This window comes from uncultured Boseongicola sp. (assembly GCF_937988555.1).
GTDB lineage: Bacteria > Pseudomonadota > Alphaproteobacteria > Rhodobacterales > Rhodobacteraceae > Boseongicola.
Genome location: NZ_CALJXO010000304.1, coordinates 1 through 20,113, shown reverse-complemented (window position 1 = coordinate 20,113; position 20,113 = coordinate 1). Strand labels below are relative to the sequence as shown.

The 20,113-nt window shown below is 56.9% G+C and carries 20 protein-coding genes and 1 pseudogene; 10 read left to right on the top strand and 11 right to left on the bottom strand.

The window, feature by feature from the left end; genetic code table 11:
• Positions 1-2: 2 nt before the first annotated feature.
• Genes Q1B15_RS17995 through Q1B15_RS17985 form a run of 3 tightly spaced genes read left to right on the top strand, consistent with a single transcriptional unit; the run spans position 3 to position 3,252 of the window.
• A complete protein-coding gene (locus Q1B15_RS17995) occupies positions 3-614 on the top strand; it encodes a cysteine hydrolase (protein ID WP_299756344.1) in 612 nt (203 codons plus the stop codon).
• A complete protein-coding gene (locus tag Q1B15_RS17990; protein WP_299756342.1) occupies positions 614-2,026 on the top strand; it encodes an FAD-dependent oxidoreductase in 1,413 nt (470 codons plus the stop codon). Before Q1B15_RS17995 ends, Q1B15_RS17990 begins: the two co-directional genes overlap by 1 nt.
• Complete coding sequence (locus Q1B15_RS17985; RefSeq protein WP_299756337.1) at positions 2,023-3,252, top strand: acyl-CoA dehydrogenase; 1,230 nt, start codon at positions 2,023-2,025, stop codon at positions 3,250-3,252. Before Q1B15_RS17990 ends, Q1B15_RS17985 begins: the two co-directional genes overlap by 4 nt.
• A gap of 282 nt (positions 3,253-3,534) precedes the next feature.
• Here the strand turns inward: Q1B15_RS17985 and Q1B15_RS17980 are convergent, their stop codons facing one another.
• Together Q1B15_RS17980 and Q1B15_RS17975 are read right to left on the bottom strand one after the other, a co-directional pair.
• Positions 3,535-4,443, bottom strand: a complete 909-nt coding sequence (locus Q1B15_RS17980; RefSeq protein WP_299756335.1) for a DMT family transporter — start codon at positions 4,441-4,443, stop codon at positions 3,535-3,537.
• 367 nt (positions 4,444-4,810) lie between these two features.
• On the bottom strand, positions 4,811-5,710 hold the full coding sequence (locus Q1B15_RS17975) for a phytanoyl-CoA dioxygenase family protein (RefSeq protein WP_299756333.1): 900 nt from the start codon (positions 5,708-5,710) through the stop codon (positions 4,811-4,813).
• Positions 5,711-5,955: 245 nt separating this feature from the next.
• On the opposite strand from Q1B15_RS17975, the pseudogene Q1B15_RS17970 reads away from it, so the two are divergent.
• A pseudogene (locus tag Q1B15_RS17970) lies at positions 5,956-6,123 on the top strand (IS6 family transposase); the annotation flags it as partial.
• On the opposite strand, the gene Q1B15_RS17965 reads toward Q1B15_RS17970, so the two are convergent.
• The 6 genes from Q1B15_RS17965 to Q1B15_RS17940 are packed head-to-tail and all read right to left on the bottom strand — an operon-like array spanning position 6,118 to position 11,385.
• Positions 6,118-6,987, bottom strand: coding sequence for a DMT family transporter (locus Q1B15_RS17965; RefSeq protein WP_299756330.1), 870 nt, complete (start codon positions 6,985-6,987; stop codon positions 6,118-6,120). The pseudogene Q1B15_RS17970 and the gene Q1B15_RS17965 sit on opposite strands and share 6 nt — an antisense overlap.
• Positions 6,984-8,396, bottom strand: coding sequence for a M20/M25/M40 family metallo-hydrolase (locus Q1B15_RS17960; protein WP_299756328.1), 1,413 nt, complete (start codon positions 8,394-8,396; stop codon positions 6,984-6,986). The genes Q1B15_RS17965 and Q1B15_RS17960 overlap by 4 nt, the downstream gene beginning before the upstream one ends.
• Positions 8,397-8,407: 11 nt before the next feature.
• On the bottom strand, positions 8,408-9,151 hold the full coding sequence (locus Q1B15_RS17955) for an SDR family NAD(P)-dependent oxidoreductase (protein WP_299756326.1): 744 nt from the start codon (positions 9,149-9,151) through the stop codon (positions 8,408-8,410).
• The gene (locus tag Q1B15_RS17950) at positions 9,148-10,167 is read right to left on the bottom strand and encodes a 2-dehydropantoate 2-reductase N-terminal domain-containing protein (RefSeq protein ID WP_299756324.1); all 1,020 of its coding nucleotides are present in this window, start codon (positions 10,165-10,167) and stop codon (positions 9,148-9,150) included. Before Q1B15_RS17950 ends, Q1B15_RS17955 begins: the two co-directional genes overlap by 4 nt.
• Positions 10,160-10,876: a creatininase family protein gene (locus Q1B15_RS17945; RefSeq protein WP_299756322.1), complete on the bottom strand. Its 717-nt coding sequence runs from the start codon at positions 10,874-10,876 to the stop codon at positions 10,160-10,162. Before Q1B15_RS17945 ends, Q1B15_RS17950 begins: the two co-directional genes overlap by 8 nt.
• Complete coding sequence (locus tag Q1B15_RS17940; RefSeq protein ID WP_299756319.1) at positions 10,873-11,385, bottom strand: MarR family winged helix-turn-helix transcriptional regulator; 513 nt, start codon at positions 11,383-11,385, stop codon at positions 10,873-10,875. The genes Q1B15_RS17945 and Q1B15_RS17940 overlap by 4 nt, the downstream gene beginning before the upstream one ends.
• 228 nt (positions 11,386-11,613) lie before the next feature.
• On the opposite strand from Q1B15_RS17940, the gene Q1B15_RS17935 reads away from it, so the two are divergent.
• The 5 genes from Q1B15_RS17935 (at position 11,614) to Q1B15_RS17915 (ending at position 17,114) form a co-directional block, all read left to right on the top strand.
• The gene (locus tag Q1B15_RS17935) at positions 11,614-13,200 is read left to right on the top strand and encodes an ABC transporter substrate-binding protein (protein ID WP_299756317.1); all 1,587 of its coding nucleotides are present in this window, start codon (positions 11,614-11,616) and stop codon (positions 13,198-13,200) included.
• 71 nt (positions 13,201-13,271) lie between these two features.
• Positions 13,272-14,246 carry an ABC transporter permease gene (locus tag Q1B15_RS17930; protein WP_299756314.1) on the top strand — a complete coding sequence of 325 codons (975 nt, stop codon included), beginning with the start codon at positions 13,272-13,274 and terminating at the stop codon, positions 14,244-14,246.
• Positions 14,243-15,124: an ABC transporter permease gene (locus Q1B15_RS17925; RefSeq protein WP_299756312.1), complete on the top strand. Its 882-nt coding sequence runs from the start codon at positions 14,243-14,245 to the stop codon at positions 15,122-15,124. Before Q1B15_RS17930 ends, Q1B15_RS17925 begins: the two co-directional genes overlap by 4 nt.
• Entirely contained in the window at positions 15,121-16,104 is a 984-nt protein-coding gene (locus tag Q1B15_RS17920; protein ID WP_299756309.1) for an ABC transporter ATP-binding protein, read from the top strand. Before Q1B15_RS17925 ends, Q1B15_RS17920 begins: the two co-directional genes overlap by 4 nt.
• Positions 16,101-17,114, top strand: coding sequence for an oligopeptide/dipeptide ABC transporter ATP-binding protein (locus Q1B15_RS17915; RefSeq protein WP_299756306.1), 1,014 nt, complete (start codon positions 16,101-16,103; stop codon positions 17,112-17,114). The genes Q1B15_RS17920 and Q1B15_RS17915 overlap by 4 nt, the downstream gene beginning before the upstream one ends.
• A 98-nt stretch (positions 17,115-17,212) precedes the next feature.
• On the opposite strand, the gene Q1B15_RS17910 is transcribed toward Q1B15_RS17915, so the two are convergent.
• Complete coding sequence (locus Q1B15_RS17910; protein WP_299756303.1) at positions 17,213-17,866, bottom strand: DUF2461 family protein; 654 nt, start codon at positions 17,864-17,866, stop codon at positions 17,213-17,215.
• Positions 17,867-18,180: 314 nt separating this feature from the next.
• The gene (locus tag Q1B15_RS17905) at positions 18,181-18,621 is read right to left on the bottom strand and encodes an ABC transporter permease subunit (RefSeq protein WP_299756300.1); all 441 of its coding nucleotides are present in this window, start codon (positions 18,619-18,621) and stop codon (positions 18,181-18,183) included.
• Between the two features lie 37 nt (positions 18,622-18,658).
• Here Q1B15_RS17905 and Q1B15_RS17900 point away from each other — a divergent pair, with 37 nt between their 5' ends.
• Entirely contained in the window at positions 18,659-18,817 is a 159-nt protein-coding gene (locus Q1B15_RS17900; RefSeq protein WP_299756298.1) for a hypothetical protein, read from the top strand.
• A 373-nt stretch (positions 18,818-19,190) separates the two neighbouring features.
• On the opposite strand, the gene Q1B15_RS17895 is transcribed toward Q1B15_RS17900, so the two are convergent.
• Positions 19,191-20,113 (bottom strand): L-idonate 5-dehydrogenase (locus Q1B15_RS17895; RefSeq protein WP_299756295.1); only part of this gene is annotated, 923 nt, incomplete at its 5' end.

The following is a 20,113-nucleotide window of genomic DNA, read 5'->3' as shown; positions in this document are numbered from 1 at the left end:
GCATGGACTTAGAATTAATCCCCGCCCGCACAGGTCTTCTGATCGTCGATCTGCAAAACGATTTCCTTCATCCCGATGGCGCCTATGCTCGCGGCGGTCAAACCTCTGAGGCAATTGCCGCTTTGCCCGCGCGGGTGCTGCCCGTGGCTAATACCTTGCGCGAGAAGGGTGGCTGGATCGTTTCGACCCAGTTTACGTTGGTGCCGGGCAAGGAAGGTGAGCCGTTTATTGCGCCGCACCTGAAATCAATCCGCCCTTTCCTTGGGAAAGGCGACTTTGCACCGGGCGGCTGGGGCCATGCATTGGTCGACGAGTTGCAACCCGCTGATATAACTGTCGAAAAGGTTGCATACTCAGCTTTCTACCAGACGCGAATGGAGTTCAGCTTGCGCAAGGCAGGCATTGACACGCTCCTTGTTTGCGGGATCGTCACGAACGGGGGCGTTGCCTCCACCGTTCGTGCTGCCCATGTGCGCGACTTCAAAACCTTAGTGCTATCGGATGGCTGCGCAGCCTTCACGCAAGCCACGCACGACTGCGCGATTGCTGATCTTTCGACGGTGGGTAAGGTCCTTACCTGCGCCGATGCGCAAGCCGTGATCGAGGCATCCTGATGCCGCAGATCAGCCACGAAACGCCGACATTTGGCTTCACTGCCGATGTGGTCATCATCGGGGCAGGGGCCTCCGGCCTGACCGCGGCCCTTGCCGCTGCTGAGCAAGGGGCCGAGGTTGTGGTGTTGGAACGCGATGCCTCGCCGTCGGGGTCCACCTCAATGTCTTCGGGATTTGTCCCCGCGCCCGGCACTCTGTTTCAGCATGCTATTGGCGTGACCGATGATACGCCTGATCTTTTCTGCGCCGACCTGATGGCAAAATCCTACGGCAAATCCGATGAGCGGCTTACCCGGTTAGCCGCTCGGACGATTGGCCCTGCGATGGAATGGCTCGCCGATGCTGCGCAGGTCGAATGGCATGTCCTCGATGACTTCCTTTACCCCGGCCATACGCGACATCGAATGCACGCAGTGCCTGAGAAAACCGGCGCGGCGCTTGAGGCGCGCCTGCTGGCCGCTGTGGCGGAGGCTGAAATCGCGCTGGTAACTGAGGCGTTGGCGGAAACTCTCTATGTCGATGAAGCAGGCAAAGCACTCGCGGTCGGGGTTTCCCGTCCCGATGGCTCGGTCGAAGTGATCGCCTGCAAGACGTTGATCTTAGCCTGCAACGGATACGGCGGGAACGCCGATATGGTGGCTGAGTACATCCCCCAGATTGCGCAGGGAGAATACTATGGCCATGCGGGCAACACTGGACACGCGGTTGTTTGGGGCCAGGCATTGGGGGCCGAGTTGAAGCACCTCTCGGGATATCAGGGCCACGGCTCATTGGCACATCCCCATGGCATCCTTATTTCATGGGCGCTGATGATGCAGGGCGCTATTCAGGTGAACACAGAAGGTCGGCGCTTCTCGAACGAAATGGGCGGATATTCCGAACAAGCGGTCAAAGTTATTGGTCAGCCGGGCGGGATTGCGTGGAATATCTTTGATAAAGCCCGCCACGATTTCGCGGTCGCAGGCTTTCCCGACTATCTTGATGCGGTTGACGCGGGCGCGATCCGTTCAGGTGAGACTGTGGCGGAGTTGGCAGAGGCGACGGGTCTTCCCAGTGACGCGATTGCGGAGACGATTGCCGCGGTGCAGGCGCTTGCCGAAGGCGAGGGCACTGATCCGCTGGGGCGCGATTTCTCGAACACTGTCCCCCTGGCTGGCCCGTTCTATGCGGTGAAGGTGACAGGTGCGCTGTTCCATACCCAAGGCGGGTTGGTGATTGCAGATGACGCCCGGGTTATGCGCGTGGACGGTACCAGTTTCCCCAACCTCTACGCTTCAGGTGGAGCGGCGTGTGGGGTATCTGGCCCTTCCGTAGAAGGCTATCTGTCAGGCAACGGACTTTTGACCGCGATTGCCTATGGCTATCTAGCTGGCCGCCATGCAGCAGCTCAAACGACAGGAGAATATACATGATTGACGACGCTCTGGAGGGAGTAGTGAAAGCTGGCATGGGCCCCGATCTGGGCCCATTCTTGTGGGACGATCCGTTTTTGCTGGAGGACCAGTTAGACGAAGACGAACGGATGCTGCGTGATGCAGCACAAGCTTTCGCTGAGGACAAACTCGCCTCACGCGTGACCCAAGACTACCGCGACGAGGCAGTTGCGCCCGAAATTTTTGCTGAAATGGGTGAGGCAGGATTGCTGGGCACTACGATCCCGGAGGAATACGGGGGACTTGGCGCGGGCTATGTGACTTATGGTCTGATTGCGCGCGAGATCGAGCGTGTCGATTCCGGCTACCGCAGCATGATGAGTGTGCAGTCCAGCCTCGTAATGTATCCAATTCATGCCTATGGCTCGGAAGAGCAGAAGCAGAAATACCTTCCTGGCCTCGCCGCTGGTAGTCTGATTGGCTGCTTTGGATTGACAGAACCGGATGCAGGCTCTGACCCAGCGGGCATGAAAACCCGCGCGCAGAAGATTGACGGAGGCTACCGGATCAGCGGTTCGAAAATGTGGATCTCGAATGCTCCCATTGCGGATGTGTTCGTGGTCTGGGCCAAGTCTGATGCGCATGACGGCAAGATCCGGGGCTTTGTGCTGGAAAAGGGCATGTCCGGCTTGAGCGCTCCTAAAATAGGCGGGAAGCTTTCGCTGCGTGCCAGTGTAACGGGCGAGATTGTGATGGAGAATGTCGAAATCGCGGAAGATGCGCTTTTGCCAGGTGTCCAGGGACTGAAGGGTCCTTTCGGCTGCCTGAACCGGGCGCGGTTCGGTATAGGCTGGGGCGTCATAGGGGCGGCCGAGCAGTGCTGGCATGGCGCACGCCAGTACGGACTGGATCGCAAACAGTTCAACCGTCCGCTGGCGCAAACGCAACTATTCCAGAAGAAACTGGCGGACATGCAAACCGAAATTACGCTGGGCCTTCAGGCCGCATTGCGCGTGGGGCGGCTGATGGATTTGGGCCGTGCCTCGCCCGAGATGATCTCACTAATCAAACGCAACAATTGCGGCAAAGCGCTTGATATTGCGCGCATGGCCCGAGACATGCATGGCGGCAATGGTATTTCGGATGCGTTCCCGGTGATGCGCCACATGATGAACCTTGAGACCGTAAACACCTACGAAGGCACACATGATGTACATGCGCTTATCTTGGGTCGAGCACAGACTGGGCTTCAGGCGTTTTTTTGAGGCGGGCATCGCAGTCTCGTATGGGGATTCGGACGGAACCGTAGGCAGTTTCAAGACAAAATCAGCTTGAGCCGGGCAGGGGAGTACGGTCAGAGGATAAGCGCCAAAAGACCGATCTTTGGTTGAACGTTTGGTGCGAGAGTTTCCACCTACCATTTTAACCGCGAAACCATGTGGCGCTACGGAGCCGACCATTGTCAACCATAGGGACTTAGCCGCCGCTTTAATATTGCAGCACAGCTTATGTACGCGGCCCTTTTCTACACAGGGTGCTTGTTGGTGTCATGATGCGGGCATCGAGGGAGATTTGCTCAAAACACCTGAAGCCAGGAAGACCCCGGTAGCGACTAGGGCGACGCCAGCTACCTTGAGAGGCGTAACGGTTTCGCCCAGAAACGCCACGCCTCCCAGTAAGGCAAGGATAGGAGTCAGCGCTCCAAAGGCGGCGGTCTCGCCAGCACCGAGAATCTGCACCGCGTAGCCGAACAAGAACATCGCCAGAATACCGATTATGAAACTCTGAAGCACAATCATCACTGCGATATCGACCTGACTTGCTGTGGCAAAGCTCACATTGCCCGTCGCGAGTAGCAGTGGGGTGACAAGTAGGGCTCCCCAGAACAGGCCGATGACCAGCCCATGCAAGGGACTGAGTCCGCTTTGACGAAAAATAACGGAGTAGACAGCAAATGCACCCGACCCCGTCAAAAACATCAAATGGCCTTTCCATGCGCCGTCGTCCGGTCCCGCAAGCATCTGCCATAGGCTGACGATAATCGCACCGGACAGGATCATCGCTAAACCAAGTCGGCGGCGCGGTCCGGTGACTTCTCCGGCCATGGCATAGGCCGCCAGCGCAGTCCAGAACGGCAGCATTCCCGGCGCCAGTGCCCCGCCGTCCGAGGCGGGCGCATAGGTCAGTCCTTTAGAGATCACGAAGGGAAAGATTGCGCTGGCACCAACCATCAATATTGCTGCGCGTGGCAGGGACTGCCCGTAGGGCACGACACCCAGTCGCCACATAAGCGGAGCCATCACCAATGCGCCCGGAACGAGGCGCAGGACTAGAAGCTCTTCGACAGTGAAACTTCCCTGCACGGCAAACCGTGTGACCAGCATGAACGCCGCCCATATCGTAACCGTGGCAAGCGCGGCGACCAGGCCGAGTGCCCGCGTTCTAGGGAAGTCCATAGAGCTGGCCTTTCACGAGTAGCCCACCGACCTAGCTAAACACCATGACGTTTGGGCCTGCCAGCCAAAAGCTTATATCGCCGGGGGCATTGTCAGATTAAACTCATCGTTTAGAGTTTGGGACAGGATTTTCGGCCGCTTTCGCGTCACGCTGTTTGTTGCTTATCAAGCAAACAAAGAAATTATGTCCGAGCCTAAACGCTCCGGGCGACGGCAGAACGAAAAGAACCGACTAATCTGACACTTCTCATCAAGTCATCGACTTCAAGCCGCTTCGTGCCGGGGGCAGGGGACGTCACCGGTTCAATAGAGCGGGATGTGAGTATCTTTTTCTTTTAAAGCATATCACCACGATGAGCTCGCGCGCCTATGCATCTTCTTTTTCATAAATTCCAAAGCCACGGTTTTGCAGGCCTTTTTGGATCTCATAAATCGAGCCACGACTTTCTGGCTGTGGCAACGGGATGCGCACCGGGATATCTTTGAGCCGAGGGGTGATCGACGGCGTCCCGCACAGCATCTTTTCGTTATACTCGTCCAGCGAGCCGAAAGAGGTCATTGACCCCATCACCGGAAACGCATCTGCCGCCATGCCCTCAAAGAACAGCAAACGGCGATCCTGTGTGGATGTATTCAACGCAGAACCATGCACAATTCGCGCATGATGGATAGAGATTGATCCAGCAGGCCCCATCAGTGGCACGGCATCTTTGATGTCCAAACCGTTCGCGGCCAGATCCATTGCTCCGACAAACACGCCATCTGAATGATGATCAAATATCGGCCCCTTATGAGTGCCGGGGAACACCATCAAAGGGCCATTTTCCAGCACCATGTCGTCAAGGATTACGGCGACGGCCATCACATCGTCATTGGTGTGCGGGTAAAACGCAAAATCCTGATGCCATTCCACCGCCGCACCATAGCCGGCACATTTCATGTTCAGTTTGCTGGTGTGCAGGCGCAGATCAGGACCAATCAGATCGCGCATCGAGGCAAGTACATGATCTGAATACATCAGATCACGCGCAACATCGCTGATCGTATGAGGCAGCTTGATCCGCCTAATTCGCGGTGCTTCGGGCGTGTGGCTGTCTTCAAGGTCTAGGCGGTCATTGCTGACCGTCAGGCCGCGCACTTCTTCCTCAAACCGGGCGATTTTGGTGCGAATATTAGCAATAACATCGTCCGGTATTTGATTTTCAACGATCAAATAGCCTTTTTTGTTGTAAAAATCTATCTGATCCTGCGTCAGCACTTCGCTCATCGCATTATCCTTTAGTCCGGTTTCAAGGTGTCGAGCATGGGAAACACAACGACCGGATAAACTTGTATCCGACATTCCCCAAGGAGAATGCATTCTCTCGCATGTTGCCGCCATTTTATGCCCCAATCAAGCCTTCTGGGCGTCCTGTACCGTGATACGGGCCAGACATACGATTTACGGCATTGAATGGCGCTGTCACAGGAAATCAACTTGAGGCGGGCAGGGCGCTGACCAAGCTTCGTTGGGTGACAAAACGCTACCCATTGAAGGACTTCCACAGCATCCCCGAGATCATTCGTCTGGCGGTGATGCTGTATGTTAGATATCTGCTTTCGCTGCTGGAGGTGGCCGGTTTGCTCCTTGAGCGCAGCATCGCGATCAGCCAAGAGACGGTCCGGTTTTGGTGGTCACGGACCCACTGAGCGATGAGATTTATTCGCCAGCAGACCGCAGGTTATGATGACTGCGGCACCGAAAAGCTCCCGTAGCGATATAGCTTCGGCAAAGATGAAATATCCGATCGCAAGTGCAAAGAGAATCCGCACGTACGGAAAAGTGGCAAGCGCAGACACCTCGCCAAATCTGTAGGCTTCAACCGTAAACAGCATCCCCAAAGTAGCAAGCGTCCCTGCCGTCAAAAGCAATAAGCCATCGGCAAGAACGAGTTCCCTCCAACCTTCCACGGCTGCGGGCAGCGTTCCCACGCTGGCCACCAGTCCGATCCAGAACATAATAGTTGCGGTGTGTTCGGTCCGGGCAAGCACTCGATTTTGAAAGATTAAGATCGCTGCCGCAAAGGCAGAGCCAAGACCGAACAGCACTCCCGTTTCGACCGTCAGCCCGCTCACCTCGCTGGCAAGAACAATTCCAACGAAGCCGAGGACGGTGGTCAGACCCCTTTGGATGCCAATTCTCTCGCGCAAAACAAACGGTGCCATCGCTACGACGAAGAGGGACGTGGTGAAGGTTAGGGTCGAGGCGAGCGCAAGGTTCAACGTCTGAAAGCTTGCATAATAGAGCCACCAGCAGACAAGACTGGTGAGACCACGCAGCAATAACTTTGGCCAGCGCGCAGAGTAGATCAGCGCGGGACGGCTGAAGGCAATCCAGAGCGCAACGATCACTAGCTGGCAAAGAGAACGAAAAAAAATGATCTGCGCAAAAGGTACGTCCGGCGAAAGGAATCGCAGAGTAGTTACATCAGCCGTGAACACTGCCGCCGCTGCAATTAAAAGGGCCGCACCATAACGATTGTTGATGGTCGGCTGGGCTGTCAATTTTTCTTATACGGCGCAAAGGCGTCAGGGGAAATTTCAGCGATTTGACGCAGTATCTGGACCCACGCGGCAAGGCCATCAGTGATTGATGACAGGCGGAAGAATTCATTGGGTGCATGAAAATTCTCATCCGACAGGGCGAAAGAAAACATTACCGTATCCAGCCCAAGCACCCGGGAGACGATCTCTGTTAGTGGAAGCGACGCACCGATGCGCACCTTCAGCGGTGACTGACCGGTTGTATACTCAAGAGCGGACACAGCAGCACCGAGCAGCGGGTGATCCGCCGGCACGGCATATGCACCTCCTTGGCCCCGGTCACCGTAGACCTCCAAAGCGGCATATGGGGGCAGCAGCGTTTTGAGGTGTTCAATGACAGCGTCCTTGGCCTTTTGCGGATCTTGGCCCGGAACAAGGCGCATGGTGAGTTTGGCAAAAGCCTCGTTTGGGATCACGGTCTTGGACCCTGCTCCAATATAGCCACCCCACATGCCGTTAACGTCCACGGTGGGCCGCATCCAGAGCCGCTCCAGAGTAGAATAGTTAGCCTCGCCGAAGGGCTGTGCTGCAATGGCGGCAAAAGCGTCCCGCTCGTCATAGGGGATGTTTTCGATTTCATTGCGTTCGGCCTCTGTGGGTTCTGCGACGCCATCATAGAACCCCGGAGCTTCGACGCGACCCTCCGCATCGTGCAGACCTGCGACAAGATTTGAGAGGACGTGCAACGGGTTGGCCACTATGCCACCGTAGCGACCTGAGTGCAAATCCTGCCCCGCAGTCTGCACCCGCACCTCAAAGCCAGCGTTTCCCCGGGATCCGATGTTTAGCGTCACAAGGTCAGGCCGCCACCGGGCTCCATCCGCCGACAGCACCGCATCGGCCGCCAACAGGTCACGGTGTATTTCCAATATGCCCGGCAGAGAGGGCGAGCCGGTTTCTTCTTCCCCTTCAATCAGCAGTTTGACATTGATCGGCAGCCGTCCTTCGACCGCGACGAAGGCGGCAAGTGTATCAAGCGCGATCAACATCGGGCCTTTGTCGTCCGAAACCCCGCGCCCGTAGAGCCTGCCGTCCCGTTCGACTGGCTCAAATGGGGGTGTATCCCATTTGTTCAGCGGGTCCGAAGGCTGTACGTCATAGTGCGCGTAGACAAGCATTGTTGGCTTGCCGGGCGCGTCTATTCGTTCAGCGAAGATGGCCGGTTGGCCGCTGCCGTCCGCCGACGTCAATCGCTGGCGGTTCTGGAACCCCATCGCATCAAGTCGCGCCTCAATAAGGGCGCGAGCGTCTTCCATGCCCTGGGCCATGGCCGGATCCGCACCGATTGAAGGACAGGCCACGAGCGTTTTGAGCGCGTCGATCAACTGGCTCTGTCGGCTAAGTGCGTGGGTAAGAACGGGGTCAGTCAAACGCTTTCTCCTCAGGTTACACCGCCATCTACGCTGAGGATCTGACCTGTGATCCACCCGGCCTCCTCCGATGTTATAAAGGCGGCGGCGGCGGCGATGTCTTCGGGAGTGCCCAACCTGCGAGTATGAATGCGACGGATTAGTTGGGACTGTCCTTCGGGGCCGTAGGCGTCCCACTGGCGGCGCGTAGCGGGATTGGACAGGATGAAGCCGGGGGCGATGGAATTGACAGTGATCCCGTGCTGGCCCAGCTCAAGGCTAAGTTGCTTCGTCAGCCCGACGAGTGCGTGTTTGGCTGCTGTATAGGCATGAATGCCGGTGAGACTGGGTCGCAGCCCCGCGCCCGAACTGATCGTCACGATCCGGCCCCAGCCTGCGGTCTTCATCGCGGGCACCATGGATTGCGACAGGTAGAGCGTGGCATCCACATTAATGGCAAAGATACTGTGCCAATCATCCGGGTTCACGTCTTCCAGTGGAGAGCCGACCTGATTGCGTACACCGCCTGCAGCATTGACCAAAATATCCGGCGTACCATAATCAGAGGTGATTTTCTGTACCATTGATCTGACCGAGCGCGAGTCTCCGAGATCTGCCGCTGCGGCAGGCAAGCCCAGTCGCCCTGCCGCTTCCTCTAACGCATCCCCGGGAAGATCGCTGACAACAACCTTGGCCCCATCTGCGGCCAGACGGGTAGCAATCGCCGCACCAATCCCGCCAACGATGCCGGTCACAAGGGCTGTGTGGACCGTCATGTAAGCACCTCGGTCAATTCGTGAAACGTTTCTGCCGACATCTCGCGGCGGCCGTTTTCTATGTCGTGGATCAGCTCCACCAGGCGGCGCAGCAGCGGCGTGTCTATGCCATGTCCTGCAGCAATCTCGGCGATCGTCCCGACTTGGGGGTCCACTTCGGTTTTGCGTTTACGCACAGCCAAATCGCGGTAGATGCCCGTGTGCGTCTTGGCGGTCTTGGAGTTGAATTCGGCCAGGTCGGCAAGGCTTTTCCGCGCGGCTGTATCGTCGGATCCGGGCATGAAGGCGATTGGCTCGAACCCGTTAAATGGTTTTGGATTGACACCTTCGGCGATGGCGGTGCGCATCACTTCTCGCGCCAAACCCATCAGCACTGGACCGCGTGCGGGATCTTCGAAATTTGCTGTCATGCTGTCGGGGGTCAGCGCCGTGGCAAAGAGCATCGCGCCATAGCCCAGTTTGCCCCAAAGATAAGCCCAGATGTCGCGCGTCAGGACTGCGTCCGGTTCGAATATCTGCAACAGGGCAAACATATCCTTGGTGCGCTGCTGCAGGCTGCCGTCTATTTCGCCAACCACAACTGCGCCGCGGTTGCCAAATAGGATACGACCGGGTCCGATCCAGTCGGCACCATAGTTAACAAACGCACCGATAGTGCGATCCGGCCCGATATGCTGTGCGATGACGCGTTCATTCAGCCCGTTTTGCGCGGACAGGACAAAGCCACCGGACGCCAGGTGCGGCATTAGCTGCATCATTGCTGCTTCGGTCGCGTGTGCCTTTACCGCCAGTACGATCCGGCTGTATTCGCCGGTCAGCTGTTCGGGGGTGACACAGGACACAACTTGGGTGAACTCTTCAACCGGGCCTTCGATTGAGAGACCTTTGTTGGCGCATGCAGCCACATGATCAGGCACGATATCGACCATAAGGACCGGTACGCCGGCCCGCGCCCAATAGGCTCCCAATATGCCGCCAATGGCACCCGCGCCCCAGATCAATACAGGCTCAGCCATTGCCGATAACAGGCCAAGGGCCTTCCAGTGCCGCGCGAGTTTCGGCGACGCCGGTTTCCCAGATTGCCAGCATTTCCGCATCAGAGCGCTGCCATGGCCCCCCGAAGGAGCCGTCACCCAGAAGGTCTAGCACTTGTGCGGGCGATGATGCCTTCATTAGGGCCATATCTATCCCCGGCTTTTCGCCGTCTGGAGCGGGAGCATGGGCCAGCCGTGTCCAGGGAAAGTTTTCCATCCAGTTGGCGTGGGAGCCAGTGGTGTCTATGGATTGTATCTTGGCCCACGTTTCAGGGGCGTTCCACCAGTTGTGGAACTTGATCGACGTATCGCTGTATTCGGCCATTAATTCCTGCGCAAGCGCAGCTACCGGGTTGTTGCCGCCATGCCCGTTCACGATCAGGATCTGCCGGAACCCCGCCCGCCGCAGCGATGCCACCACATCGCGGATCACCGCCATCAACGTTTCAACACGCAGACAGATGGTGCCGGGATAAGCGTTGAAATAGGGAGCCAGCCCATAAGGCATCACTGGAAAGATTGGAATATTCAGAGGCTCGGCGGCGTCGGTTGCGACTTTCTCTGCTAGGATCATATCCACACAAAGCGAGAGCTGCGCGTGCTGCTCGGTTGAACCGATAGGCAGGATACAGCGCGGATCGCGGGTGGCGGCCGCATCGACGTCACGCCAGTTCATATTGGCAACCTTCATTGCGTTTTTCCTTCCTTCAAACGTATCGTTTCAGACATGGCTTCGGGCGGCAGTGCGCCAGCCCAATTTTCTGCGCCAAGAACCACTTTTGACATCAGTTCAAACAGCATCTGCCGCTCTCCTGCTGACAGCGCCGCCAGCATGCGCTTTTCCTGGGCCTCAAATGCGGGGCGGGTTGCGTGAAACAGTTTCCACCCCTTTTCCGACAGGTGCAGCGCCTGTTTGCGCCCGCCACCGGGGGCTTTGCTGCGCGCGTCGATCAAGCCCATAAGTTCCAGCCGTTTAACAGCGCGGCTCAGTGTGTTCTTTGGAAAGCCGGAGGTGCGCGAGATGTCCCGTGCGCTGCCGCCGTCGGCGAGCGCAAGCGAATACAATACCACATATTCCGGCCGCTTCAGCCCATAAGAATCCTGCACCCAGCTATAGAGCGGCGTATTGTAGAGCAGCGCCAGATAGTTAATCCGAAAGGTGAACGGACAGGGGTTATTCCACAATTTAGCATCCAGCATGTCTGGGCATTCCAAGATTTCTTGTTCGCTGAATTCTTCATCGGAAGCGGTCTGTGGACCTGACATTGGTTAATGATCCTTTGGCTCACCCATCTGAGTTCCAAAATGAACTTGACTGCTACAGTATCTCCCCACATTCTGCGAAAGCAAGTTCCAAATGGGACATGACTGCCACTAATAGGATCGGATGGGGTTTGCTGCCTCCTCCAAACACGGGAAGGGAAAACCATGAAGTACCAGAAGTTCCTTGCACCTCTGGCGATTACGCTGAGCCTAACAGCAGCGGGTGCTGTATCGGCGCAAACGCTGACGATGGGAGTGCGCGGCGGACCTGAATCAATGGATCCGCATTTTTCTGCTCTTGGCCCACACGCTGAGGCGGCAAAGCATATTTTTGATACACTGGTGTGGTCCGGGACCGATCTACAGATCGAACCGGGCCTTGCCACAAGTTGGACCCCGGTTGACGAAGACACTTGGGAATTCAAACTGCGCGAAGGCGTAAAGTTTCACGATGGCTCTGATTTCGACGCAGAGGATGTGAAGTTCTCAATCGAGCGGATTCCTGTTGTCACGGGCCCGACCACCACGGCGATCTACGTGCGCCGCGTGGCGGGTGTCGACATCATAGACCCCTTGACGATTCAGATTCACACGGACGGTCAAGCAGCCACGTTGCCAAATGATTTTATCCGCTTGTTTATTGTCTCGTCTGACGCTGCGGCAGATTACTCCACCCCTGAAACTGCGGCTTCGGGCTTTAACTCCGGTGCAGCCACAATTGGTACCGGCCCATACAAATATGTCAGCTGGGAGCCAAAAGGCGATCTGGTTCTTGAGCGCAACGACGACTACTGGCGCGGCATGGGCGCTTGGGAAACGGTGATCCGCAAGGAAATTCCGAATGACAGCTCACGTTTAGCGGCGCTTAAGGCAGGGCAGGTCGACGTGATCAACTATGTGTCTTCTGTGGATTATCTGGCGCTCGAGAACGATGCCAATATTGATGCGGTTAAGGGCGACAGCGTCTACATCATGAACCTGCAGCTGGATCAACGCGAAAAGACGCCGATGGTGCGCGCCATTGACGGCTCCGATCTCGCTTCAAATCCATTTCGCGACCTGAAGGTGCGTCAGGCCATCGACTACGCAATCGACCGTGAAACCATGGTGGATATCGTGCTTGAAGGCCTTGGAAAGCCTGCGAACCAAATGATGCCTTCTGGCTTTTTTGGCTCAAGCGAAGACATCCCGATGCCGGAATACAACCCTACAAAAGCTAAGGAATTACTGGCTGATGCGGGTTATCCTGACGGGTTCGAGGTGGATCTTTACTGCACCGCTGACCGGCTTCCAGGTGACGGCGCGATTTGCCAGGGACTTGGCCAGATGCTGACGCAAGCTGGCATCAAGACCAACGTGAATGCGATTTCCAAAACCGTCTACTTTCCCGCACAGGCCCGGCTTGAATATTCAATGTTCATGAATGGATGGGGCACTCTAACGGGTGAGGCATCATACACCTTGGGCGGTTTGGCACATTCCAACAATCCCGAGGTCAAGCTGGGAGCCTATAATCGGATCGAATACAACAACACAGATGTGGACAATCTGCTTGAGACCGGTGCCCAGATGATGGATGCGGACGAGCGCCGCGCGACTTACGAAGAAGCGATGGAAAAGGTGATGGCAGACAAAGCCTATATCTCTATCGTTCAGCTTCAGACGGTCTGGGGTGCAAAGGCTGGCATGCTGCAGCTCTTGCCGCGCTTTGACGAAGACACCCTTGCGTTCTTCATCAAGCCAGCATCCTGATAGAATAGCACGACAAAAGGCCGGGCGGCAGACACGCCGCCCGGCCTTTGCTTTGTCCTAAGGGAGAGCTGATGCTCGGCTTCATTATCCAGCGCTTCATTCAGGCCGTGCTGGTCATGGCTGTCATGTCGATCATCGTATTCTGTGGGGTTTATGCCATCGGCAATCCCATCGACATTGTGCTCCCCCCTGAGGCCACGCAGGACATCCGCGAAGAAGTAATCCGCAGGCTTGGCCTCGACCGACCCCTCTACGAACAATATTTCATCTTCATTTCGAACTTGCTTCAGGGCGATCTGGGGCGATCATTTGTCTATAATATTCCTGTGCTAGAGCTGATTGGCGGACGTCTGCCCGCGACACTTGAGCTGGTTCTGATCTCGGTCATTTCGGCCACATTTTTGGGAGTTAGCCTAGGCATCTATGCAGGTTACCGGCCCGACAGCTGGATTTCCAAGACGATCATGGCGGTATCTGTGCTTGGGTTTTCGGTGCCATCTTTCTGGGTGGGACTGATCCTGATTCTGTTTTTTGCGGTTAATCTTGGCTGGTTGCCTGCAGGTGGACGGGGCGAGACAGTGGAGATCTGGGGAGTCCGCTGGTCCTTTCCAACATTGAACGGCCTGTCCCATATCGTGTTGCCAGCCGTCAACTTGGCGCTATTCAAACTGGCAATGATGATCCGTTTGGCGCGCGCTGGGACGCGGGAGATCATGCTGACCGATACAATCAAATTCGCCCGCGCCGCAGGCCTGTCAGAAGGCACCATCCTGCGCCGCCACTTGCTGAAACTCATCTCCATTCCGATCATCACGGTCTTCGGGCTTGAGCTGGGATCGACGCTTGCCTTTGCTGTTGTGACTGAGACGATCTTTTCATGGCCCGGTGTTGGCAAGCTGATCATCGATAGTATCGGTGTGCTGGATCGGCCTGTCATGGTTGCCTATCTGATCCTGGTTGCCTTTCTATTTGTGACTATCAATTTCGTGATTGATCTAATCTTTGCGCTGATCGATCCACGCGTGCGGCATGGGGCATCGGCATGAGCGCTGAAAGCACCCCACTGCGCCGTTTCTGGGCGGAGTATCGCGAAAACAAGATCGCCGTTGTGGCTTTGGTCGTCGTGGTCGCGCTGATCTTGCTCGCGCTGTTCGCGTCAGTCGTTTCGCCTCAGAACCCCTATGATCTGGCGAACCTATCGTTGATGGACAGCCGCAGACCGCCGGGATTTGTGGGGTCGGGCGGGTATACGCATATCTTGGGCACCGATCCACAGGGACGAGACCTACTGTCGGCGATCTTTTATGGGCTTCGGATCTCCATTCAGATTGGGCTGGCCGCTGGCTTGGTTTCGCTCACTATTGGTACAGCGCTGGGGATCACGGCGGCCTATGTCGGCGGTCGGATTGAAGCACTGATCATGCGGTTGGTCGACTTGCAGCTTTCCTTCCCGGCGATCTTGCTGGCGCTGGTGATCGTCGCACTTCTGGGGCAGGGCAAGACGCAGCTAATTGGGGCGCTGGTCGCCGCGCAATATGCCTACTTCGCGCGCACCGCCTACGGTGCTGCCAAGGCTGAGCGTGGCAAGGACTATATAGAGGCCGCCCTTGCCACTCCGCTCAGCGGACGGTTGGTAGTGCTGAGACATCTGCTGCCTAATTGCACCCCACCGTTGATCGTGGTGGCGACAGTGCAGATCGCTAATTCGATTTCTCTTGAAGCCACACTGAGCTTCTTGGGGCTTGGCCTGCCGGTCACCGAACCCTCGCTCGGCATGTTAATCGCGAACGGATTCCCGTACATGATGAGCGGGCGCTACTGGATCTCGGTCTACCCCGGCGTCGCCCTAATTATACTGATCGTGGCGATTAATATCGTAGGTGATCAGGTGCGCGATCAATTCAATCCAAGGCTGCGCAAATGACCGATCCTGTCCTGAGCGTTGAAAACCTGAGCACCCATTTTTTTACGCGTGCAGGCGTGGTGAAGGCGGTGGATGGCGTATCCTTTGATTTGGCCAAGGGCGAGATCATGGGACTGGTGGGCGAAAGCGGATCGGGCAAGACGGTCACTGGCTTTTCCCTTCTGGGGCTGGTTGATGCACCGGGACGCATCGTTGCGGGCTCCATTAAACTCAACGGGACTGAGCTGACGACCTTGTCGGAAAAGGCCCTGCGCGCCCGCCGGGGCCGAGAGATTTCGATGATCTTTCAGGACCCGATTGCGACGCTGAACCCAATGCTGACCATCGGCCAGCAGATGAGACTTGCGATTGACGCACACGAGCGCCTGAGCGCCCGTGCAGCCGAAGCGCGTGCGGCGGACTTGCTGACCCAAGTGGGAATCCCGTCAGCCTCTGCGCGGCTGCGGGCCTATCCACATGAGTTTTCCGGCGGCATGCGGCAGCGCGTGGCAATTGCTATTGCCCTCTTGCACCATCCAGCTGTCATCGTGGCTGATGAGCCGACGACGGCGCTGGATGTTTCCATTCAGGCGCAGATTCTGTTCCAGATGCGCGACCTTGCCCGCGAAACCGGCACCGCGCTGATATGGATCAGTCACGATCTGGCCGTGGTCTCCAGTCTCGCCAGTAAGCTAGCGGTGATGTACGCGGGACGGATCGTCGAACAGGGTCCGACCGCCAAGCTGCTGCGTGATCCGCGCCATCCATATACTGCCGGTCTGATCGGCTCGCTCCCCGCGACGGCGAAACCCGGTGTGCCGCTGACCCAAATCCCCGGCACCACGCCGTCTCTGTTGTCTCTGCCGCGCGGCTGCCCCTTCGCGCCGCGCTGTGATCGTTCGACCAAAAGATGTGGAACAGACCCGGAGATGACCCTGCAAGATGGCCGCGGCTGGCGTTGCTTTCATCCAGTGGGACAAGACACCGAGGTTCCTGCATGAGCGCGTTCTTGACCGTCGACAATGTCAGCCGCCTGTTCGGTCCCAATCTGAGCACAGGCGAAAAGATAGCCGCCAAGTTGGGTGCCAAGGTTGAGACCCGCTCGGTCCGCGCGGTATCGGATGTTACCCTGTCGGTCCACAAGGGAGAAACCTTGGGGTTGGTCGGCGAGTCTGGTTGCGGCAAGTCTACACTTGGGCGCGTGATTGCGGGCATTCTGCCGCCGACCTCCGGGACGGTGGCCATCGACGGCGCGCCAGTGATGGAGAACGGCTCCAAGATCACGACCCGCGTGCAAACTGTTTTTCAAGACCCTTTTGCCAGCCTCGATCCGCGCATGAAGGTAGGCGATACCGTCGCCGAAGGCCCTATCGCCCATGGCCTGACGAACAAGTCGGAAGCCGGCAGATATGTCAGCAAATGGTTCGAACGTGTGGGGCTGGACCCCGTGTGGGTCGACCGCTATCCGCACCAGTTCTCAGGTGGTCAGCGTCAGCGGATCGCGATTGCCCGCGCACTTGCGATGCAGCCTGATGTGCTGATCTGCGATGAGCCTGTGGCCTCGCTGGACGTGTCGATTCAGGCGCAGATCATCAACCTGTTTCTGGAGCTCACCCGTGATCTGAAACTGACATCCGTTTTCATTAGCCATGATTTGAGCGTGGTGCAGCATGTCAGCGATCGCGTGGCGGTCATGTATCTGGGACGGATCGTTGAATTGGGGCCGGTGGCACAGGTATTCGGCACGCCTGCCCATCCATATACTGCGGCCCTGTTCGGCAGTGTGCCCAAGCTGGTGCTAGATGCGGAGGAGCTGGTCTATTTCGACACCATCGAAGGTGAAGTCCCTTCGCCGCTAGCGCCACCTACAGGGTGCTATTTTCACCCGCGTTGTCCCCTTTCTAGCGAGATTTGTAGCGTGACGCAGCCCCTCATACAGCCTGTGTCAGACCTGAGAGCCGTGGCCTGTCACCATTTCAAGTCGCAGCTTGCGGATAATGTTAGCCACTGAATATTCTCACTTAAAATGACTAGGCCCGCCCGACGCTCAATAACGTTGGTCATCGGATGCTTCGATAATGCATAAAGCCGGCACTTTCTTGTGCGCAATCAGTCGAAGTGGCGCACCATTGAGCTGGCGGCGCGAAAGATCTCGATTAGGAGATCGATCACCTTGTCGTCGAGCAGGAGCGCGTCCGGCAAGTCTTTGCGGCATCCCAGGCCGACCATTTTCAAATAGGGTGCCGCTGGATCGCTACTTACAAAGCCGTCCGGCACTGCACCCAACGCTTTTCGTGTGACCACACCGTCTGGGAAAGCCTTCTTGAACTCAGGATCAGCCAACAGGTCTTTCAGGCCCTCCGGATCATCAACCAGACGCTTCCGTAACCGCGCGAGTGCCGCCTTAGAGGGTTGGAAAAGCGCGGCGCCTGCGTGGCAACTTCCTGGCTCGATATGGAGGTAGTATCCGAAGTCTTCTGCGGGATGACCGGCATTGGCAAAAATATCCACGCCCGAGCGGTATAGAGCACGTCCGATGCGGTCCCGCGGCTCTTGAAAAAACTTGGTATAGCTTTGCTTTGGTTTGATCCCCGCCTCGGCCAGGAAAGGGTCAAAGCGATCAGCATAATCGTGCAGTGTCATAGCGATGCCGGTGAAATTACGCAGAGCGGCGTCGCGCTCATCACGGTGCTCGTCCATCCAGGATTTGCGGTTGTTCACTGCGAGATCTGCAAGGAACCTAAATGTTTCTGGCTCTACCATTGGCGCAACTCCTGTTTCGCAGCGACCGCGAGGCTTGCATGCGTTCCTATAACATCTTTGTAGGGTTGATTTAGAACATCGGCCATGGGGGCACTGTCAGACGATACTCATCTACTAGCGTTTGGACGAGGAATATCAGCCTCTTTCGCGTCATGCTGTTTGATGCTTATCAAGCAAACAAAGAAATTACGTCCGAGCGCAAACGCTCAGGGTGGCAGCAGAACGAGCGGATCCGTTTAGTCTGACGTTGCCGACTTTGGTGCGGCGGATGGACAGCGTTCCTGCAATCCGGCGATATCAGCTGGCGTTCTTAATCAGAACCGACCCTGAACCCGGCGCACCACGAACATGGTTAAAGCAAGCGACACAACCAGCGCCGCGGAGACCAGTGTTCCGATCACGGCGACCGATGGCACCAGAGGAGAGTAGTTCGTGGCGGTCCTGGTGAACAGCCACACTGGAAGCGGGGTGTCCGGTCCCGAAGTGTAGATCGACAGGGGCAGATTTGACCAGGACAGAAGGAACGCGAACAGTCCCCCTGAAAAGATGCCGGGCCATAGGGCGGGCAGCGAGCTCTCTCTCACGACTTGCCAGCTGTTCGCGCCCAGATCGCGAGCGGCTTCTTTCTGTGCGGGATCGTAGCCGAAGAAGCGGATCGAGATGCCAAGAGTGACGATGGGAACGATCCAAACCAGATGTGCGAAGATCGCCGTTTTCCAGCTGGGCGAGAACCCGGCCGCGTTCAACGACAACAAAAGCGACTATATCCTGCGAAACCTCGGCATTCAGCAGTTGCTCCTTTCGGGAGTTCTGACCGATCAATACGTCGAAAGCGCCATTTGGGACGCCTGTGCGACGTTCTCGGAGGCCCGGCAAGCGGCGTCGCTTAATGCGATTAAAGGCTATTGCCGGCAGATTACTACGGACGAACTGATTGCAGAGTTGGATTGATCGGATCTTGTAGCAGGAACTCTGCTTGAGACGGGCAGGGCGGCGACTTATGCCCGGCACTGGTTTGTTTGCAAATCCAAGGGGAAGGGGCCGACGCGCCGACAAGAACGGTTTAAAAATACCCGAATAAATACAGCGATTTCTGTCCGTCCACGACGCCAACTACAACCAATTCAATTTACAGCGCCATCTAATCTTTCACCGAACTCTTCGTCAAACCCGCGCCAAAGCATTCGCTGAATGGTGTAAGATTGTGGCAGCCTAATCTCAGATCGCGGCGTCCTAATTGGTTCATCTGGGTTAACGTGACAAAGCACCTCGGTGCGGCATACAGGGCAGCTTCACTGTCATTGCAGAAACCATTTTTCACAATTTACTCGGTTGCAAAGGAGAGCTGGGTTTTAACCGCACGGCTACGATCCCCCGCAATCTCGAATGCCTCCACGGCGTCCTCCAGCGGAAACGTCCCGGTGATCATCGGGCTGAGATCAATGGCGCGATTGCCGATAAGGTCCACGGCGGCAGCAAATTCACTGTGAAAGCGATGAGAGCCGAGAAAGCTGATCTCTTTACCGACCAGAATGTTGATGGGAACCGCCACATCACCTGTCACACCAACCTGAATGACCGTGCCTTGGGGATGGACGACGTTGATCGCGCTTTGGATCGCGGGTGCCGCGGCGGAGCATTCAAAAGCGACGTCGAAACGGCCCTTGTCGGTTGAATAAACCTCAAGTCCGGACGGGTTGACTGCGATGTTGATGACCCGCGTTGCTCCCATCTGCTGGGCAACTTTCAAAGGAGTATCCTGCAAGTCTGTGACAACGACCTCACTTGCTCGGGCTTCAACTGCAAGGGCGGCACATAGAACGCCGATCGGTCCGGCTCCGGTGACCAGAACACGACGGCCCCGAAGGTCGGGTGCGCGGTTTCTGGCGTGCAGGCAGACGGCAAGCGGCTCGGCACAGGCCGCCTCTGCCATTGTGACGCTGTCCTTGACCGGAACGCACTGCGCGGCGCCCACCACCATCTGATCGCGAAATGCGCCTTGTTCATGGGGAAACCGCAAAGCGGACCCAAAAAACCGCATGTTCAGGCGGTGCTGGAACAAGCCGGTTGAGCAGAATTTGCAGTCGCCGCATGGATGGCTTGGGCTAAGGGCAACCCGATCACCGGGTTTGAGACTGGTGACGTTGGGGCCAATGTCGCACACGGTTCCGGCGACTTCATGACCGAGAACAATAGGCTCTTTGACACGGATCGGTCCGAACCCACCGTCCTGATAGTAATGCAGAT

What these genes read in the sequence shown, in the direction of transcription:
- Q1B15_RS17975 (WP_299756333.1), bottom strand. Translation starts at nt 5,710, where the DNA reads ATGAGCGAAGTGCTGACGCAGGATCAGATAGATTTTTACAACAAAAAA.
- Q1B15_RS17950 (WP_299756324.1), bottom strand. Translation starts at nt 10,167, where the DNA reads ATGGCTGAGCCTGTATTGATCTGGGGCGCGGGTGCCATTGGCGGCATA.
- Q1B15_RS17995 (WP_299756344.1), top strand. Translation starts at nt 3, where the DNA reads ATGGACTTAGAATTAATCCCCGCCCGCACAGGTCTTCTGATCGTCGAT.
- Q1B15_RS17940 (WP_299756319.1), bottom strand. Translation starts at nt 11,385, where the DNA reads ATGCTGGATGCTAAATTGTGGAATAACCCCTGTCCGTTCACCTTTCGG.
- Q1B15_RS17920 (WP_299756309.1), top strand. Translation starts at nt 15,121, where the DNA reads ATGACCGATCCTGTCCTGAGCGTTGAAAACCTGAGCACCCATTTTTTT.
- Q1B15_RS17910 (WP_299756303.1), bottom strand. Translation starts at nt 17,866, where the DNA reads ATGGTAGAGCCAGAAACATTTAGGTTCCTTGCAGATCTCGCAGTGAAC.
- Q1B15_RS17915 (WP_299756306.1), top strand. Translation starts at nt 16,101, where the DNA reads ATGAGCGCGTTCTTGACCGTCGACAATGTCAGCCGCCTGTTCGGTCCC.
- Q1B15_RS17925 (WP_299756312.1), top strand. Translation starts at nt 14,243, where the DNA reads ATGAGCGCTGAAAGCACCCCACTGCGCCGTTTCTGGGCGGAGTATCGC.
- Q1B15_RS17945 (WP_299756322.1), bottom strand. Translation starts at nt 10,876, where the DNA reads ATGAAGGTTGCCAATATGAACTGGCGTGACGTCGATGCGGCCGCCACC.
- Q1B15_RS17935 (WP_299756317.1), top strand. Translation starts at nt 11,614, where the DNA reads ATGAAGTACCAGAAGTTCCTTGCACCTCTGGCGATTACGCTGAGCCTA.
- Q1B15_RS17955 (WP_299756326.1), bottom strand. Translation starts at nt 9,151, where the DNA reads ATGACGGTCCACACAGCCCTTGTGACCGGCATCGTTGGCGGGATTGGT.
- Q1B15_RS17930 (WP_299756314.1), top strand. Translation starts at nt 13,272, where the DNA reads ATGCTCGGCTTCATTATCCAGCGCTTCATTCAGGCCGTGCTGGTCATG.
- Q1B15_RS17985 (WP_299756337.1), top strand. Translation starts at nt 2,023, where the DNA reads ATGATTGACGACGCTCTGGAGGGAGTAGTGAAAGCTGGCATGGGCCCC.
- Q1B15_RS17980 (WP_299756335.1), bottom strand. Translation starts at nt 4,443, where the DNA reads ATGGACTTCCCTAGAACGCGGGCACTCGGCCTGGTCGCCGCGCTTGCC.
- Q1B15_RS17990 (WP_299756342.1), top strand. Translation starts at nt 614, where the DNA reads ATGCCGCAGATCAGCCACGAAACGCCGACATTTGGCTTCACTGCCGAT.